The organism is Pseudomonas sp. c313 (genome assembly GCF_055407145.1).
On the sequence record NZ_JBUZRD010000002.1, the window covers coordinates 726,266 to 742,621 of the forward strand.

Annotated in this window: 15 protein-coding genes; 6 read left to right on the forward strand and 9 right to left on the reverse strand. The window is 55.7% G+C overall.

Annotation, left to right across the window (positions count from 1 at the left end; genetic code table 11):
* Positions 1 to 6: 6 nt before the first annotated feature.
* The 3 genes from ACZRKZ_RS08295 to ACZRKZ_RS08305 are packed head-to-tail and all read right to left on the reverse strand — an operon-like array spanning position 7 to position 3,061.
* Entirely contained in the window at positions 7 to 873 is an 867-nt protein-coding gene (locus ACZRKZ_RS08295) for a carbohydrate ABC transporter permease (protein ID WP_149414131.1), read from the reverse strand.
* Positions 870 to 1,967 (reverse strand): ABC transporter ATP-binding protein, encoded by a 1,098-nt coding sequence (locus tag ACZRKZ_RS08300; RefSeq protein ID WP_463981317.1) that lies wholly within the window; start codon positions 1,965 to 1,967, stop codon positions 870 to 872. The genes ACZRKZ_RS08295 and ACZRKZ_RS08300 overlap by 4 nt, the downstream gene beginning before the upstream one ends.
* Complete coding sequence (locus ACZRKZ_RS08305) at positions 1,967 to 3,061, reverse strand: ABC transporter ATP-binding protein (RefSeq protein WP_463981318.1); 1,095 nt, start codon at positions 3,059 to 3,061, stop codon at positions 1,967 to 1,969. The genes ACZRKZ_RS08300 and ACZRKZ_RS08305 overlap by 1 nt, the downstream gene beginning before the upstream one ends.
* Positions 3,062 to 3,344: 283 nt before the next feature.
* Here ACZRKZ_RS08305 and ACZRKZ_RS08310 point away from each other — a divergent pair, with 283 nt between their 5' ends.
* The 4 genes from ACZRKZ_RS08310 (at position 3,345) to ACZRKZ_RS08325 (ending at position 6,694) form a co-directional block, all read left to right on the forward strand.
* A complete protein-coding gene (locus tag ACZRKZ_RS08310) occupies positions 3,345 to 5,171 on the forward strand; it encodes a sigma-54-dependent Fis family transcriptional regulator (protein WP_463981319.1) in 1,827 nt (608 codons plus the stop codon).
* 437 nt (positions 5,172 to 5,608) lie between these two features.
* Entirely contained in the window at positions 5,609 to 6,097 is a 489-nt protein-coding gene (locus ACZRKZ_RS08315; RefSeq protein ID WP_463981320.1) for a hypothetical protein, read from the forward strand.
* An 8-nt stretch (positions 6,098 to 6,105) separates the two neighbouring features.
* Positions 6,106 to 6,294, forward strand: coding sequence for a hypothetical protein (locus ACZRKZ_RS08320; protein ID WP_463981321.1), 189 nt, complete (start codon positions 6,106 to 6,108; stop codon positions 6,292 to 6,294).
* Positions 6,295 to 6,313: 19 nt separating this feature from the next.
* Positions 6,314 to 6,694 carry a hypothetical protein gene (locus ACZRKZ_RS08325; protein WP_463981322.1) on the forward strand — a complete coding sequence of 127 codons (381 nt, stop codon included), beginning with the start codon at positions 6,314 to 6,316 and terminating at the stop codon, positions 6,692 to 6,694.
* 70 nt (positions 6,695 to 6,764) lie between these two features.
* Here the strand turns inward: ACZRKZ_RS08325 and ACZRKZ_RS08330 are convergent, their stop codons facing one another.
* The 4 genes from ACZRKZ_RS08330 to ACZRKZ_RS08345 form a co-directional block, all read right to left on the reverse strand.
* A complete protein-coding gene (locus tag ACZRKZ_RS08330; RefSeq protein ID WP_463969449.1) occupies positions 6,765 to 7,568 on the reverse strand; it encodes a 2OG-Fe(II) oxygenase in 804 nt (267 codons plus the stop codon).
* A gap of 84 nt (positions 7,569 to 7,652) precedes the next feature.
* Positions 7,653 to 8,462: a glycosyltransferase family 2 protein gene (locus ACZRKZ_RS08335; RefSeq protein ID WP_463981323.1), complete on the reverse strand. Its 810-nt coding sequence runs from the start codon at positions 8,460 to 8,462 to the stop codon at positions 7,653 to 7,655.
* Positions 8,463 to 8,910: 448 nt separating this feature from the next.
* Positions 8,911 to 10,299: a cysteine--tRNA ligase gene (cysS, locus tag ACZRKZ_RS08340; RefSeq protein WP_463981324.1), complete on the reverse strand. Its 1,389-nt coding sequence runs from the start codon at positions 10,297 to 10,299 to the stop codon at positions 8,911 to 8,913.
* A 43-nt stretch (positions 10,300 to 10,342) separates the two neighbouring features.
* Positions 10,343 to 12,040 carry a glutamine--tRNA ligase/YqeY domain fusion protein gene (locus ACZRKZ_RS08345; protein WP_463981325.1) on the reverse strand — a complete coding sequence of 566 codons (1,698 nt, stop codon included), beginning with the start codon at positions 12,038 to 12,040 and terminating at the stop codon, positions 10,343 to 10,345.
* Positions 12,041 to 12,287: 247 nt separating this feature from the next.
* On the opposite strand from ACZRKZ_RS08345, the gene ACZRKZ_RS08350 reads away from it, so the two are divergent.
* Positions 12,288 to 12,794 carry a peptidylprolyl isomerase gene (locus ACZRKZ_RS08350; RefSeq protein WP_463981326.1) on the forward strand — a complete coding sequence of 169 codons (507 nt, stop codon included), beginning with the start codon at positions 12,288 to 12,290 and terminating at the stop codon, positions 12,792 to 12,794.
* Positions 12,791 to 13,540, forward strand: coding sequence for a UDP-2,3-diacylglucosamine diphosphatase (lpxH, locus tag ACZRKZ_RS08355; RefSeq protein WP_463981327.1), 750 nt, complete (start codon positions 12,791 to 12,793; stop codon positions 13,538 to 13,540). The genes ACZRKZ_RS08350 and lpxH overlap by 4 nt, the downstream gene beginning before the upstream one ends.
* Before the next feature lie 72 nt (positions 13,541 to 13,612).
* Here lpxH and ACZRKZ_RS08360 read toward each other — a convergent pair whose 3' ends face one another.
* Both ACZRKZ_RS08360 and ACZRKZ_RS08365 read right to left on the reverse strand, forming a co-directional pair.
* Positions 13,613 to 15,142, reverse strand: a complete 1,530-nt coding sequence (locus tag ACZRKZ_RS08360) for a DHA2 family efflux MFS transporter permease subunit (protein WP_149413977.1) — start codon at positions 15,140 to 15,142, stop codon at positions 13,613 to 13,615.
* The gene (locus ACZRKZ_RS08365; RefSeq protein WP_463969444.1) at positions 15,142 to 16,341 is read right to left on the reverse strand and encodes an EmrA/EmrK family multidrug efflux transporter periplasmic adaptor subunit; all 1,200 of its coding nucleotides are present in this window, start codon (positions 16,339 to 16,341) and stop codon (positions 15,142 to 15,144) included. Before ACZRKZ_RS08365 ends, ACZRKZ_RS08360 begins: the two co-directional genes overlap by 1 nt.
* Positions 16,342 to 16,356 lie beyond the last annotated feature (15 nt).

Here is a 16,356-nt window from a genome sequence, read left to right on the forward strand (position 1 = left end):
GCGGCCTCAGCGATTGGCGTCGGAGTGGGTCATGGCGGTATAGAACAGCCAGGACACCAACAGGATGATCAGGAAATACACCAGGGAAAATGCCGCCGCCGGGCCCAGGTCGAATTGCCCTACGGCCATCTGGGTCAAGGTCTGGCTCAGAAAGGTGGTGGCATTGCCTGGTCCCCCGCCGGTCAGCACAAACGGCTCGGTGTAGATCATGAAACTGTCCATAAAGCGCAGCATCACCGCGATCAGCAGCACGCTCTTCATCTTTGGCAACTGGATATGCCGGAATACCGCCCAGGCTGATGCGCGATCAATACGCGCCGCCTGGTAATACACATCCGGGATCGCCCGCAGCCCCGAATAGCACAGCAGTGCCACCAGTGAGGTCCAGTGCCAGACGTCCATCACCAGCACCGTGACCCAGGCGTCCATGGTATTGGCGGCATAGTTGTAGCTGATGCCCATCGCATTGAGGGTCGAGCCCAACAAGCCGATATCGGCCCGACCGAAGATCTGCCAAATGGTGCCGACCACGTTCCACGGGATCAGCAACGGAATCGCCATGACGATCAGCACCAGGGACGACCAGCGGCCCTTGGTGGGCATGGTCAAGGCAATGGCTATCCCCAAGGGAATCTCGATCAGCAGCACGCAGGCGGAATAAATGAACTGGCGCAGCAACGAGTCATGCAATCGCGGGTCCAGCAGCACCTGCTTGTACCAGTCGGCGCCGACAAAGTAGCGGCTGGACTGGTCGAAAATGTCCTGCACCGAATAGTTGACCACCGTCATCATCGGAATCACTGCGCTGAAGGCCACCAGCAGAAACACCGGCAGCACCAACCACCAGGCCTTATTGTTCTGCACCTTATTCATGGCTGCATCTCCAGCAGGTAATCGTCGGCATAGACCATCAACCATTGCGCGGGAAAGCTGATGGACGCCCGGCCCTCTGGAACCGGTTTGTCCTCGGCCAGACGCACTTTCAGCGGCGCGCCATCGAGGTTCAGGGTCATGATCTTGTAGGTGCCTAGGTCTTCGACGTGGACCACATCAGCCTGCAACGCATCGGGGGTGGGCTCATCCCAGACATGGATAAACTCCGGGCGGATGCCGACCTGCAGTTTTTTGTAGTCCATTTGCGCGATCCGCTGTTGCAGCACCTCGGACAACGCCAGGTGCGTCCCGGCAAAGCACACGCCACCGGCGTCCGCCTGCACTTCGATCAGATTCATCCCAGGGCTGCCGATGAAATAGCCGACAAAGGTATGACTGGGTCGCTCGAACAACTCCCGTGGCGTGCCGAATTGCACGATCTGCCCGCCGTACATCACCGCAATCTTGTCGGCAAAGGTCGAGGCTTCCAGTTGGTCGTGAGTGACGTAGACCATGGTGATGTTGAACTGCTCGTGGATCTGCTTGAGCTTGCGCCGCAGTTTCCATTTCAGGTGTGGGTCGATCACCGTCAACGGCTCGTCGAACAGGATCGCTGACACGTCATCGCGCACCAGCCCACGGCCCATGGAGACCTTTTGCTTTTCATCGGCAGTGAGGTTACGAGCCTTTTTGCTCAGCAGGGCCTGCAGGTCGAGGACCTCGGCAATTTCCTGCACCTTGCTGTGAATTTTCGCGGGTGCCATGCCCTGGTTGCGCAAGGGAAAGGCCAGGTTGTCGAACACCGTCATGGTGTCGTACACCACCGGGAACTGGAACACCTGGGCGATGTTGCGCTTTTCCGGGGTCAGCTCGTTGACCACCTTACCGTCGAACATCACTTGGCCTTCCGACGGGCTGAGCAGGCCGGAGATGATATTGAGCAAGGTGGACTTGCCGCAGCCTGAGGGGCCAAGCAACGCGTAGGCGCCACCCTGTGCCCAGACGTGGTTCATTTCGCGAATGGCGTAGTCCTCAGGGCCTGTTGGCGTAGGACTGTAGCTATGCGCCAGGTTCTGCAAATGGATTTCGGCCATCAGGCAACCCTCGCGACACGTCGACCGGGGGCCTGGACTAACCGTCCCTGACCATCGAATACAAACAATTTGTGGGTGGGGATATAGATCCGGATCGGCGCATCGACGTCGTATTCGTGAACCCCAGGCAGATGCAAAACCAGCAGAAAATGTTCACTGCGCACATGCAGGAACGTTTCCGAGCCGCTGATTTCCGCGACTTCCACGGTTACCGCCAGCTCCAGGTCATCATCATTGCTGGGCACCAGGCTGATATGGCTGGGGCGCACGCCAAAGCGGAACTCACCTTCACCGATGGGCCGCAGGTCGACGTTCAACGGGAAATGCACGAAGTTGGCGAAACTCACTTCATTACCACTAATCCGTCCCGGCATCAGATTGATCGGCGGTTCGGAAAACAACTCGGCAGCCAGCACCGTTTGCGGCTGGTGGTACACCTCGGCGGCCTTGCCGCTCTGGATCACCCGGCCTTCGTGGAGGATCGTGGTGGTGCCGCCCAAGGCCAGTGCTTCGTTGGGTTCAGTGGTGGCGTAAATGGCGATGGTGTGTCGCGCCTTGAACAGTTCGCGCATTTCCTGACGCAGTTCTTCCCGAAGTTTGTAGTCCAGGTTCACCAGCGGCTCATCGAACAGGATCAACTCGGCGTCCTTGACCAGCGCTCGGGCCATGGCCGTGCGCTGCTGCTGGCCACCGGATAGTTCCAAGGGATGGCGTTGCAGAAACTTCTCGATGCGCAGCATCTTCGCGGTTTCCAGTACCTTGCTCTGGATCTGCTCGGCCGAGACACCGGCCTGGCGCAACGGCGAGGCGATGTTCTCGTAGACGGTCATGGTCGGGTAATTGATGAACTGCTGGTAGACCATCGACACGTTACGCAACCGCACCGATTGTTGGGTGACATCAACACCATTCATCAGGATGCGACCGCTGCCTGGCTTGTCCAGGCCGGCCATCAGGCGCATCAGGCTGGTCTTGCCGGACAGGGTGCGGCCCAGCAGAACGTTGAAGGAGCCGGCTTCAAAGCGCAGATTGACATCATCGATCCAGGTCTGGCCTTCGACAACGCGGGTGACATGTTCCAGGGTCAATGACATGACACGACCTTTTTATTATTGGAGTTGTTCTATCGAAATGTCAGAGCGAGTTTCGTGCCAAAAGCCAATAGCCAGCGCAGGCCCTTGATAAGTAAGGTATTTGGTCAATGGAAGGCAAACCCAGCGTTCACTGCTGAACAGAAATGAACATCCCGCACTGAACAATTGAACAACCTCTAGGTTGACAATGAACAGTTCTGAACAACACTGAATGAGCCTCTGTAGGAGCTCGCTCTTATGAAGTGAGCCCCATAAAAACAACAATAAAAAGAAGGTCACAGAAATGGCCGCACCTGCCCCACTGCTGACTCACGACACCATCATCCAGGACTCCTGGCGCCGCTGCCGCGCCTTTGGCCTGGATCATCAGAGCACGCCGAGCTTCGATCAACTGCCCGCCGAGGGCATCAGTCAACTGCTGGAAAGCCAGCATTCCCTGGTGCAGACCACCCACCAGGAAGTCCTGCCCTATTACGAGAACATCCTCAGCAACTCCAACTGCCTGATCATGCTCGCCGACAACCAGGGCCAGGTGCTGACCTCCTGGGGCACCCAACGTTTTATCGAGCCTAAACTGGCCCGAGGCTTCAGCGCCGGCGCCAGTTGGATGGAGCGCTCCAGTGGCACCAACGCCATCGGCACCGCCCTGGCCTGTGCCCAGGCAGTACATATCGAGCACGATGAACACTTCCTCAAGGCCAATCGTTTCATGACCGGCTCGGCGGCGCCGATCTTCGACGCCAAGCGCGAGATCATCGCGGTACTGGACGTGTCCAGCGACAGTTACCTGCCGCCGTCCCACACCCTGGGCATGGTCAAGATGATGAGCCAGACGGTGGAAAACCGGCTGATCCTCAACCTGTTTCGCGGAGAACATTTCCAGCTAACCTTCAATACTGGCCTGAGCAACCTCGACAGCCAGTGGGCCGGCTTGCTGATTTTTGATGAAAGCGGCCAGGTGCTATCGGCCAACCGCCGTGCCGACAACCTGCTGGGTATCAGCCTGTCGCGGGTGATGATCGACAGCCTGTTCAAGGTGTCGCTGCTGGAACTGCTCAACCAACCCGAAGGCTTGCCCTTCGCCCTGCAAGCCGCCGGGCGCAACCGCTTCCAATGCCTGTTGAAGCGGCCCAAACAAACGCCGATCCAGGCCCGCGTGTTTAGCGATCCAACGCCCGTCGTAGCCACCCCTATCAGCCTCAAGACCCTGCACTTTGGCGACAGCCGTGTGGAAAAGGCCGTGCGCCAGGCCGAGCGGCTGCTAGAAAAGGATATTCCGCTGCTGATCCACGGTGAAACTGGCGTCGGCAAAGAAGTGTTCGTCAAAGCCCTGCACCAGGCCAGCTCCCGCAGCCAACAAGCATTTATCGCCGTCAACTGTGCAGCGATTCCTGCCGAGCTGGTGGAATCGGAGCTGTTTGGCTACGAAAAAGGCGCGTTCACCGGCGCCAATCAGAAAGGCAGCATCGGCCTGATCCGCAAGGCCGACAAAGGCACTCTGTTTCTTGATGAGATCGGCGACATGCCCCTACCAACCCAGGCTCGACTGCTGCGGGTATTGCAGGAACGCTGCGTGCAGCCAGTGGGCAGCAGCGAGTTGTTCCCGGTGGACTTGAGGATCATCTCCGCCACCAACCGCTCGTTGCGCGAACAGGTACAGATCGGCCGCTTTCGCGAAGACCTCTATTACCGCATCGGCGGCCTGACCCTGGAACTGCCGCCCTTGCGCGAGCGCAGTGACAAGCAGGCGCTGTTCAAGCAATTGTGGCAACAACACCGTGAACCGACCCAATGGGCTGGGCTGAGCGCCGAAGTACTGGCGCTGTTCGATCAACATCCGTGGCCGGGCAATTTGCGCCAGGTCAGCAGCGTGATGCAGGTGGCGCTGGCCATGGCTGAAGATCAGCCGATCCGGATGGAGCACTTGCCGGATGATTTCTTTGTGGACCTCAACGTAGCGGCGCCGCTCCCCGCCAATGAAGTTCTGGATGACAACCTGGACCTCAATCAACGGCTAAAAGCGTTGGGTGGCAACATTTCCCATCTTGCCCGTGAGTTGGGCGTGAGCCGCAACACCTTGTACAAGCGTCTGCGCCAGGGTGGCAGCTGACTCCTACGTTGAAGCGCAGATGTAGCCGATGATTTGACGAAACGTCCTATCAGCACTGACGAATAAGTCCGACTTCTTTCTCTTGCAAACCTCTCCAAAGTCTCTCGCCTGATCACACAGCGCGAGGGACCGCCGATGTTGCAACCGACTAATGTTCTGGCCCATCGGGTGGCCTCTTGAATCCCCTGGCCAATAAAGCCATTGGCTTTCTGGTGCTGGCTGCCCTCGATTCGAAGACAGGATCCTTTCACAGGAAAGGATCAGCAAAAAAGCCCCATAGTCAGATTAGAGCAGCCTAATTCAGGACGTGGTTACCGACCGAATAAAAAAGACAAGCAGAACCCTACCTACAATGAGCAACTAAACTGGTTCGAAGTTAAATTTGACAAAGCCGACAGCACGAGACCATTTACCGCTTTCCCTAGCGAGAAAAAATAATGCTAAAAGACCCTTTCTTAAATGATCCATTCGACCCAAGCCTTATGTGGTTTATAGGTGTTTTTGATGTATACGACCGTGAGCACAATCTTGGGCAAGAGCTCGAAAAATACGACCCCAACAATAAGGAAGACAGAAAGACGCTCATACAAAATTACGCCTTAAATTTAAATTACCTTTCTTATAGACATAAACATACGTTGATAGAGGCTTTAAAAAACGCTTTAGATGACGAGAATTATGATTTTCAAGGCCTATTTGAAATAGATGAAGATGAGCACATTTCTTGGCCAAGAAATGAGTGGTATGAACTCGACAGCCCAAGAGAATTCCTAAAAGACGTCTACCTACTAGCTCAGACTTACTGGAAGGAAGAACCTTACTCGGCCAGTCTCGAAACACCTTCTCAATGGCGAGCAACAAAAAATGACAAACCTAATTACACGACAAGGAACAAAATAAATATGCCACTTTACGCTTTCGAATAGGAAATAGAATGGACACGCAAATGAGCGGTGGCATGGTTGCATACGAACTAACCATGGGAAAACGTCCTACACGGGAAGATATGGTTCATATATTTGATCATGAAGAACACAACCTGACAAACAACCCGCAAGAACAGACGGAATTCTATAAAGACTGGCTAGCGTCAGTAGGCGCCGAGAGAAATACACACGGCTAAACGCCAACAGAGGACAACCATGAAATCAATAGAAATCATCACCATCAAAAATAATACTCGTGGAAGTTCGACAATAGAATATGAGGGTGGCAAACCAGCTCTAACCCTATTACTAGATAACGGACTCAAGAAAACTTATACAGCCAGCGATCTGTATGACTGCCTTGGCCTACTAAGAGCGGACGTTAAAGACACAAGATTTTTATGCAAGGGAGCTAAAGTCAACGTGCATACTTCTGGAATGTCATCGCACATGTCAAACGGGCTTGTTGCATATGAACTGACAATGGGCCAACCGGACGGGAAGCTGGTCTATATTTTTGATTATGATGAAAATAACATAACCAACAACATCCAGGAGCAACATGATTTTTGTGCACGCTGGGCTGCCTCTTTATAGTAGCCAGCCCCTAAACGGGACAACTATATTTGCCCCTACCCACACTTCAGACCTTCCTTAGCGATATAGATTAGTTCTTTTTCTTGACTAGTTTGTTAATATAATACTTGAGACTTAATCGATCTTTTGGCCTCGGCTTGTAATGGGTTTTGTTTCTTTGTGCGGGATCGACCGCCATGGCTTGTGCTGTATAGTAATAAAGTGCAATAGACCTGCGCGTGATGTGCTCCGGAGTCGTCAATGGCTCTGGGTGCCCATGATTGCTATCTTTGTCTGTGTTAAAAATGACGCAGCGGTTATAAATTGGCAGGATCTTTTCAAGACACATTTTCATGTCGACATCCCAAAGCTCCAGATTACCGCCGTATTCCTCTTGCCAGTCCTCATTCAGGTAAATTATGACATTCAGCCTGCGTTCAACATTAAGTTTCTTGTTGAGCCTGAAATCTGAGTGCACCCCTAGGAAACCACCACTTTTTGTTTCATGCAGCCCACCACCGGTGAAATAGGGATCGGGGATCAAACCTTCGATGCCCGTGAGCTTTTCAAGAAACTGCAACATGGGGGCTGAGTTAAAAGCGTTGAAAAGAATCTTCAAAAATGGGGAGCATTCGTTGGGACTTATTTGACGTTTACGTTGGCCTTTATAGCCGCGCTCGTAGAGCATTTCGTTGTTAGTCGGCTCGACTGGGAAGTGCGAGCAGATACTCGCAATCAGGTCTGCCTGTAAAAAATCATCGATTACTATATGCGGAAATGGCGTAGCCTGGACATAGCGACTGGCAAGTGAACAACCAAAAGCGCTGGCGGCGTTCTGGTCGAAATCAAGCTCCGGGGAGAGGGTGACGGGTAGTGTTTGAGTGATGGGTGCCATTACCGCTCCAATAACTTAATATAAAGATCTGTGGATGACACTCAAACAGTGTCGCACACACTACTCGCCGTGCGGCTTCGAAGCTTAACTATTGCTGTCTTTCTTGTTCATACGCTTAAGGATACTGTTGTACATATTGGTTCGTCTATGAGTCTCTCCATAGCCGCCAGCTGCTGCGACAGTACCGGCCTGAATGTGATCTAGGTAGCTGAAAATTTTACGTGGCGATAACATTTCAATGACATAGCCAAGCTCGGTCATGCGGTCTTGGAGGGTATAACCAGGCACACGATCATCCATCGAAAAATGCATGCCGTGCTGCTTGATAAGTTTGCAGTTCCACAACGTACAAAAACTCTTCAAGTAGACTTCTTTATACGGCTTTGGTTCTCTGGATCGTAATCCCAGGGAAACTTTCAGATGTCTGAAATGGTGTTTGAAGAGTCGCGAGCTAAAGCGCCAAATGGTTCTCACGGTGCCACGATTTAATTGTTCTACACAGCCGACGGCTACGACTTTTGGGTTTTTAATGCATTTATTTAGCATCATCGAGAAAACGTTTTTATCGAAAACAAACGTATCGGTGTGCATCAGGAATAAATAATCAGTTTCAATTCGCTCCAAAACCATGTCAAGTGCTTTGCCATGCGCGATATGGCCCGGCTCTGGTTCAAGAGCAGTACGCTCGATTAAGTTGATCCAGTCAAGTGCCCGCAAATACTCGGTACTCTCATCGGCGGAGTAGTTGTCAACCACCCATATTGGGATGTTACTGTCACCCACATGCTTTCGCAATAAGTCCAAGCATATTCTGGTAATTTCTGGTGTCTTGTAATTTACTATAACTATGCTGAATAGTTTAGAATTGTCGACTAGTAAATCAGTACTGCTCATCGCTCAGACACTCAATAGTATTATATGTAAGTATAGAAATGATCGGACCCGCATACAGCTGCGCTGCTTATGTGCCTGCGCGATATTTTGTGCAACTACAAAACACCACTTATTAAGTCGCCTTGCCATACACTGAACAACCTTAGTTTGTTCCGACCCGATGGAGAGCAGTAGAGTCAGCCGTATCGTATAAGGATCTACTCTGTAGGTAAATATCCGTGAATTAGTTTGTTACATCAGAAGGCTGGCTAGGCGAGCTTCTTGGGAATGCGTGAGCCGAGCGTACATAAGCCATCCAGGAGCAAAAACGACTCGGCGCGCGCTGGGAGCGCCTCATTCTAATTGAGCCCAACATCCAGGTCGCCACAAGAAAAGCCACAGGCAAGCCCCCCCAAATCTCACACAAAAACGCCCCGAACCAGTCGGGGCGTTTTCATTCAGCGGGTAATCAACCCTGATCAGCCAACCGCCAAGTCGTCCCACCCTTCCCGTCTTCCAGCACCACACCCATCGCAGTAAGTTGGTCACGAACTCGGTCAGACTCAGCCCAGTCCTTGTTAGCCCGGGCAGTCAAACGCGCCTGAATCAGCGCATCCACTTCAGCGGCATCAACGCGGCCTTCAGCACCCGCTTGCAGGAAGTCATCGGCTTCCATTTGCAGGACGCCCAGCACACTGGCCAGCTCTTTCAAGCGCGCCGCCAAACCGGCCGCCGCATCAAGATCACTCTCGCGCAGTCGGTTGATCTCACGCACCATTTCGAACAGCACTGCGCATGCTTCCGGCGTACCGAAGTCGTCGTTCATCACCTGGGTGAAACGCTCAACGAACGCTTCGCCGCCAGCAGGAGCAACGGTCGGCAGGCCTTTCAACGCGTGGTAGAAACGCTCCAGGGCGCCCTTGGCATCCTTGAGGTTGTCTTCCGAGTAGTTGATGGCGCTGCGGTAGTGGCTCGACACCAGCAGGTAACGCACAACTTCCGGGTGGTACTTTTCCAGCACATCGCGGATGGTGAAGAAGTTGTTCAAGGACTTGGACATCTTCTCGCCATTGATGCGAATCATGCCGCAATGCATCCACGCGTTGGCGTAGGTCTTGCCGGTGGCCGCTTCGCTTTGGGCGATTTCGTTTTCGTGGTGCGGGAACTCCAGATCGCTGCCGCCGCCATGAATGTCGAAGGTCTCGCCCAGGCAGCAGGTGGACATCACCGAGCATTCGATGTGCCAGCCCGGACGCCCGGCGCCCCATGGTGACTCCCAGCTCGGCTCGCCGGGCTTGACGCCTTTCCACAGGACGAAGTCCAGTGGGTCCTGTTTGGCTTCGTCGACTTCGATCCGCGCACCGATACGCAGGTCTTCAATTTTCTTGCGCGACAGCTTGCCGTAGCCCATGAACTTGGCGACGCGGTAGTACACGTCGCCATTGCCCGGGGCGTAGGCGTAACCCTTGTCGATCAGGGTCTGGATCATGGTCAGCATGCCAGGGATATGATCCGTGGCGCGAGGCTCCATGTCCGGCTTGAGGATGTTGAGGCGCGCCTCGTCCTCGTGCATCGCGGTGATCATGCGCTCGGTCAGCACGTCGAACGGCTCGCCGTTCTCGCGGGCCCGATTGATGATCTTGTCTTCGATGTCCGTGATGTTACGTACATACGTCAGGTCATAACCGATGAAACGCAACCAGCGGGTCACCAGGTCAAAGGCAACCATGCTGCGGCCGTGGCCGATATGGCAGTAGTCGTACACGGTCATGCCGCAGACGTACATGCGCACCTTGTTGCCATCCAAAGGCTTGAAGACTTCTTTGCTCTTGCTGAGCGTGTTGTAGATCGTTAGCACAACAATTCCTTCTCTCTATGCAAAGCCGGTCAGGCCTGCATGATCACTGGCCCCACGAATCACGCAAGGTCACGGTACGATTGAATACCGGCTGACCAGGTTTCGAGTCCTTGATATCCGCGCAGAAGTAACCTTCGCGCTCGAACTGGAAACGGTCTTCCGGCTGTGCGTTGCCAAGTGATGGCTCAGCACGACAACCTGTAAGAACTTGCAGCGAGTCAGGGTTGATGTTGTCCAGGAAACTGGCGCTGTCTTCGGCCTTCTCAGGGTTGGCCGAACGGAACAGACGATCGTACAGGCGCACTTCGCATTCGATGCTGGCCTCAGCCGGCACCCAGTGCACCACGCCCTTGACCTTGCGGCCTTCAGGGTTCTTGCCCAGGGTTTGCGGATCGTAGGAGCAACGCAACTCGACGATGTTGCCATCGGCGTCCTTGATCGCTTCGTCAGCACGGATCACGTAGCTGCCGCGCAGGCGCACTTCGCCGTTGGGCTCCAGCCGCTTGAAGCCTTTTGGCGGCTCTTCCATGAAGTCTGCACGGTCGATGTAGATTTCACGGGCAAACGGCAATACACGCACGCCCATGTCTTCTTTCGGGTGGCACGGCAGTTCGAGGTTCTCGACTTGGCCTTGCGGGTAGTTGGTGATCACAACTTTCAGCGGATGCAGCACGCACATGGCGCGTGGTGCGCTGTGGTCGAGATCGTCACGGATGCTGAATTCCAGCATGCCGAAGTCCACCACACCGTCGGAACGGTTGGTGCCGACCATGTCACAGAAGTTGCGGATCGATTTTGGCGTGTAGCCACGGCGGCGGAAACCCGACAGCGTGGACATGCGTGGGTCGTCCCAACCGAAGACGTGCTTTTCATCGACCAGTTGCTTGAGCTTGCGCTTGCTGGTGATGGTGTAGTTCAGGTTCAGGCGGCTGAACTCGTACTGACGCGGGTGCGCCGGTACGGGCAGGCTGTCGAGGAACCATTCGTACAGCGGGCGGTGGCTTTCGAACTCCAGGGTGCAGATGGAGTGGGTGATGCCTTCGATGGCGTCCGACTGACCGTGGGTGAAATCGTAGTTGGGGTAGATGCACCACTTGTCACCGGTCTGGTGGTGGTGAGCGTGACGGATGCGGTACATGATCGGGTCGCGCAGGTTCATGTTCGGCGAGGCCATGTCGATCTTGGCCCGCAGTACACGATCGCCGTCCTTGAACTCGCCGGCTTTCATGCGGGCGAACCAGTCCAGGTTTTCTTCAACCGAACGGTCGCGGAACGGGCTGTTCTTGCCAGGCTCGGTCAGGCTGCCACGGTATTCCTTGGCTTGCTCCGGGCTCAGGTCGTCAACGTAGGCCTTGCCGGCCTTGATCAGCTCAACGGCCCAGGTGTACAGCTGGTCGAAATACTGCGAGGCATAGCGCACTTCACCGGACCATTCAAAGCCCAGCCACTTGATGTCGCTTTCAATGGCGTCGATGTATTCCTGGTCTTCCTTGGCCGGGTTGGTGTCGTCGAAACGCAGGTGCGTGACGCCACCGAACTCCTGGGCCAGGCCGAAGTTGACACAGATCGCCTTGGCGTGACCGATGTGCAGGTAGCCGTTGGGCTCTGGCGGGAAGCGGGTGACGATCTGCGTGTGCTTGCCCGAATCCAGGTCCGCCTGGATGATCGGGCGCAGGAAATTGACCGGGACGGCAGGTCCGGCCTTGGAATTCGAGGTAGGGTCGACAGTGGGCTTGCTCATAGGATCCTTGAACAGACGAAGTACGTGGCCGGGGTAGGCCTAAAACAAAGGGCTTATCATAGCCGATGCTGTCAATCACCTGACAGAGCGCGGCCAAAAACTGCTTCATTTATTGTATGGGCGGTAAAAAACCACCTCGAAATTCCTGCAGGTCACGCTAAACTGCGCACCTTGGCCGTCGTTTGGCCAAACAGGTAGCGGCGCCAAAAACGCCCGAATCCACGAATTCCTTGAAAGAGTAGCGAACATGACTCAAGTCAAACTGACCACCAACCATGGCGACATCGTTCTGGAACTGAACGCTGAAAAAGCACCGATTACCGTTGCCAACTTCATCGAATACGTTAAAGCAGGCCACTACGAAAACACTGTTTTCCACCGTGTCATCGGCAACTTCATGGTCCAGGGCGGCGGTTTCGAGCCGGGCATGAAAGAAAAGAAAGACAAGCGCCCAAGCATCCAGAACGAAGCGGACAACGGTCTGCCCAACGTGAAGTACTCTGTCGCCATGGCTCGTACCATGGAGCCGCATTCGGCCTCCGCTCAATTCTTCATCAACGTGGCAGACAACAGCTTCCTCAACCACAGCGCCAAGACTACTCAGGGCTGGGGCTACGCGGTATTTGCCAAAGTAGTTGAAGGCACCGACGTCGTGGACAAGATCAAGGGTGTTTCCACCACCATGAAATCCGGCCACCAGGACGTACCCGCAGAAGACGTGATCATCGAGAAAGCCGAGATCATCGAAGCGTGATACTGCTGATTTCAGATTTGCATCTGGAAGAGGAGCGCCCGGACATTACCCGGGCGTTTCTGGATTTACTGAAAGGCCGCGCTCGCTCCGCGCAGGCGTTGTACATTCTGGGGGACTTCTTCGAAGCCTGGATTGGCGACGATGCGATGACGCCCTTCCAGCGCTCCATTTGCACGGCTCTGCGTGAGCTGAGCGACAGCGGCACCCCGATTTTTCTGATGCACGGCAACCGTGATTTCCTGCTGGGCAAGGTGTTCTGCAAAGCTGCAGGCGCCACCTTGCTCAAGGACCCCACTGTCGTGCAGTTTTATGGCGAGCCAGTGCTATTGATGCACGGCGACAGCCTCTGCACCCGCGACATCGGCTATATGAAGCTGCGGCGCATCCTGCGCAACCCCATTACCCTGTTTATCCTGCGTCACCTGCCCTTGGGGGCCCGACACAAACTGGCGCGCAAGCTGCGCAGTGAAAGTCGTGCCCAGACGCGGATGAAAGCCAACGACATTGTCGATGTGACGCCCGAGGAAGTGCCGCGGGTGATGCAGGCGTTTGGCGTGCACACGCTGGTGCATGGGCATACCCATCGCCCGGCCATTCACAAGTTGCAGATTGGCGATCAAGCGGCCAAGCGCATTGTGCTGGGGGATTGGGACAAGCAGGGTTGGGCGTTGCAGGTGGATGAGCAAGGATTTCAGTTGGCGGCGTTTGATTTTGTGAATCCGCAGTTGGCGTTGCCTGGAAGCTGAATATCCCTGTGATGAGCGGGCTTGTTGTGGCGAGCAGGCAAGCCCGCTCGCCACAGTGTTAAAACACCTAACCTAGTGTCCGCTCGCCGCCGGCCCCGCCTTCGCGGTAAACGGTGGTTTGGCCAACCACACCAGCAGAATCAATCCCATGAACATCCACCCCATCAACGTGAAGTAATCCACGGTGGACATCATGTACGCCTGGCTGGTCAGTATCTGATCCAACTGCGCATACGCTTGGTGACTGGCACCGCCCAAAGTATTCAGGGCATCTCGTGTCGCAGAGTCGTAGGTACTCATGCTCTCGCTCATGTAGGCATGATGCTGATCCGCCCGGCGAATCCAGATCCAGGTAGTCAGCGACGCCGCAAAGCTGCCGCCCAGGGTCCGCAGGAAGGTCGCCAGGCCCGCGCCATCGGCGATCTGGTGCGGCGGCAGGTCGGACATCAGAATGCTCAAGGTCGGCATAAAGAACAGCGCCACACCGATGCCCATGAACAGCTGCACCAGAGCGATGTGCTGGAAGTCCACTTCATTGGTGAAGCCGGCACGCATAAAGCAGCTCAGGCCAATCGCCAGGAATGCCAGCCCGGCCAACAGCCGCAGGTCGAACTTGTGGGCGTACTTTCCGACAAACGGCGACATCAACACCGGCAAAATGCCGATCGGTGCCACGGCCAGGCCTGCCCAGGTAGCGGTGTAGCCCATCTGGGTCTGTAACCATTGCGGCAGGATCAGGTTGATCCCGAAGAACCCCGCGTAGCCAAACACCAATACGATAGTGCCGATGCGGAAGTTGCGATGAGCAAACAGCCGCAGGTTGACCACCGGGTGTTTATCGGTCATTTCCCAGATCACGAACACCGCCAGGGCAACCACCGAGATCACCGCGCCGATGATGATGAAGTTCGACTCGAACCAGTCCAGATCGTTGCCCTTGTCGAGGATGATCTGCAAAGCGCCGACCCCGACAATCAGGCTCAACAGCCCGACATAGTCCATCGGCTGGTAACTGGTGACCACCGGCCGCTTCCTTAACTGCGAGCGCACCACCATTACCGCAAAGATGCCGATAGGCACGTTGATAAAGAAGATCCACGGCCAGCTGTAGCTGTCGGTAATCCAGCCGCCGAGGATAGGCCCGGCAATCGGCGCCACCACCGTGACCATCGCCAACAACGCCAGGGCCATACCGCGCCTGGCCGGCGGATAGACCGCGATCAACAACGTCTGGGTCATCGGGTACAAGGGCCCTGCAACCAGACCTTGCAGTACGCGAAAACCGATCAGCTCGGGCATCGACGTGGAGATGCCGCAGAGAAACGAGGCCAGCACGAACAGGATGGTGGCCCACAAAAACAGCTTAACCTCACCGAAGCGGCGGCTCAGCCAGCCGGTCAACGGCAAGGCAATAGCGTTGCTGACGGCGAACGAGGTGATGACCCAGGTGCCCTGCTCCGAACTCACCCCAAGGTTGCCGGAAATGGTCGGCAACGCCACGTTGGCGATGGTGGTGTCGAGCACCTGCATGAAGGTCGCCAGGGACAGGCCGATGGTGGCCATCAGCAAGCTGGGCGGCGTGAAGGAGGCGTTATTGCTCATTAGCGCTGCGCGGCCTTGGGAGCCGCCACACTGTTGTCATGAATCAGTTGGGTGATCATCGCGTCGGCTTCGACCAACTGCCGGTCGTACACGTTGGTGCTGAACGAGGCTTTTTGCGGCGGTTGTTGCGCCAGTACCGGGCCGCTCTGGTCGTGCAGATCGACATTGACCAGGGTCGACAAGCCGACTCGCAAAGGATTCCTGGCCAACTCTTCGGCATTGATATGGATCCGTACCGGCACCCGTTGCACGATCTTGATCCAGTTGCCGGTGGCGTTCTGCGCCGGCAGCAAGGCGAAGGCACTGCCGGTCCCGGCGCCGAGGCTGTCGATGGTGCCGCTGTACTTCACGTCGCTGCCATAGATATCAGCTTCGATGTCCACAGGCTGGCCAATGCGCATTTGGCGCAGTTGGGTTTCCTTGAAATTGGCGTCGATCCACAACTGGTCCAGCGGGATGACCGCCATCAGCGCGGTACCCGGCTGCACACGCTGGCCCAGTTGCACAGTGCGCTTGGCTACATAACCGGTGACCGGCGCGATCAAGGTACTGCGGGCGTTGCTCAGGTAGGCCTGACGCAGTTGCGCAGCGGCGGCCTGCACGTCTGGATGGGAAGAAATCACCGTATCATCCACCAGCGCACTGGAGGTCTTGAACTGCTGCTGGACGTTGGCCAGGGCATTCTGCGCCGAGGTCAGGTCGTCACGGGCATGGGACAGTTCTTCGAGGGAAATCGCCCCGCCCTGGGCCAGGTTTTTCCGACGGTTGTAGTTGTCCTGGGCCTTTTGCACTTCGGCTTTCTGCGCCAGGACCTGGGCTTTCATGCCGTCGACATTGCTGTACAAGCCCCGCACCTGGCGCACGGTGCGCGCCAGGTTGGCCTGGGCACTTTGCAGGCCGACGGCGGCATCGTTGGGGTCGAAGTTGATCAACACCTGGCCTTCATGAACCAGGTCGCCATCGTCGGCGCCGATGCTGACCACGGTGCCGGTGACCAGCGGGGTGATTTCCACCACGTTGCCGTTGACGTAGGCGTCGTCGGTGCTTTCGCTCCAGCGCCCGTAAAGTTCATGCCAGCCCCAGACGCCCACGATGCCGAGGATGACGATCAGCGCCAGGCCCAACAGCATGATTTTGCGTTTGCGCGGATTGCTGTCGTTGGGTTGTTCTGTGGTGTTGGTTGTTTGGGCAGTGGCCATGACAAGTACCTTGAA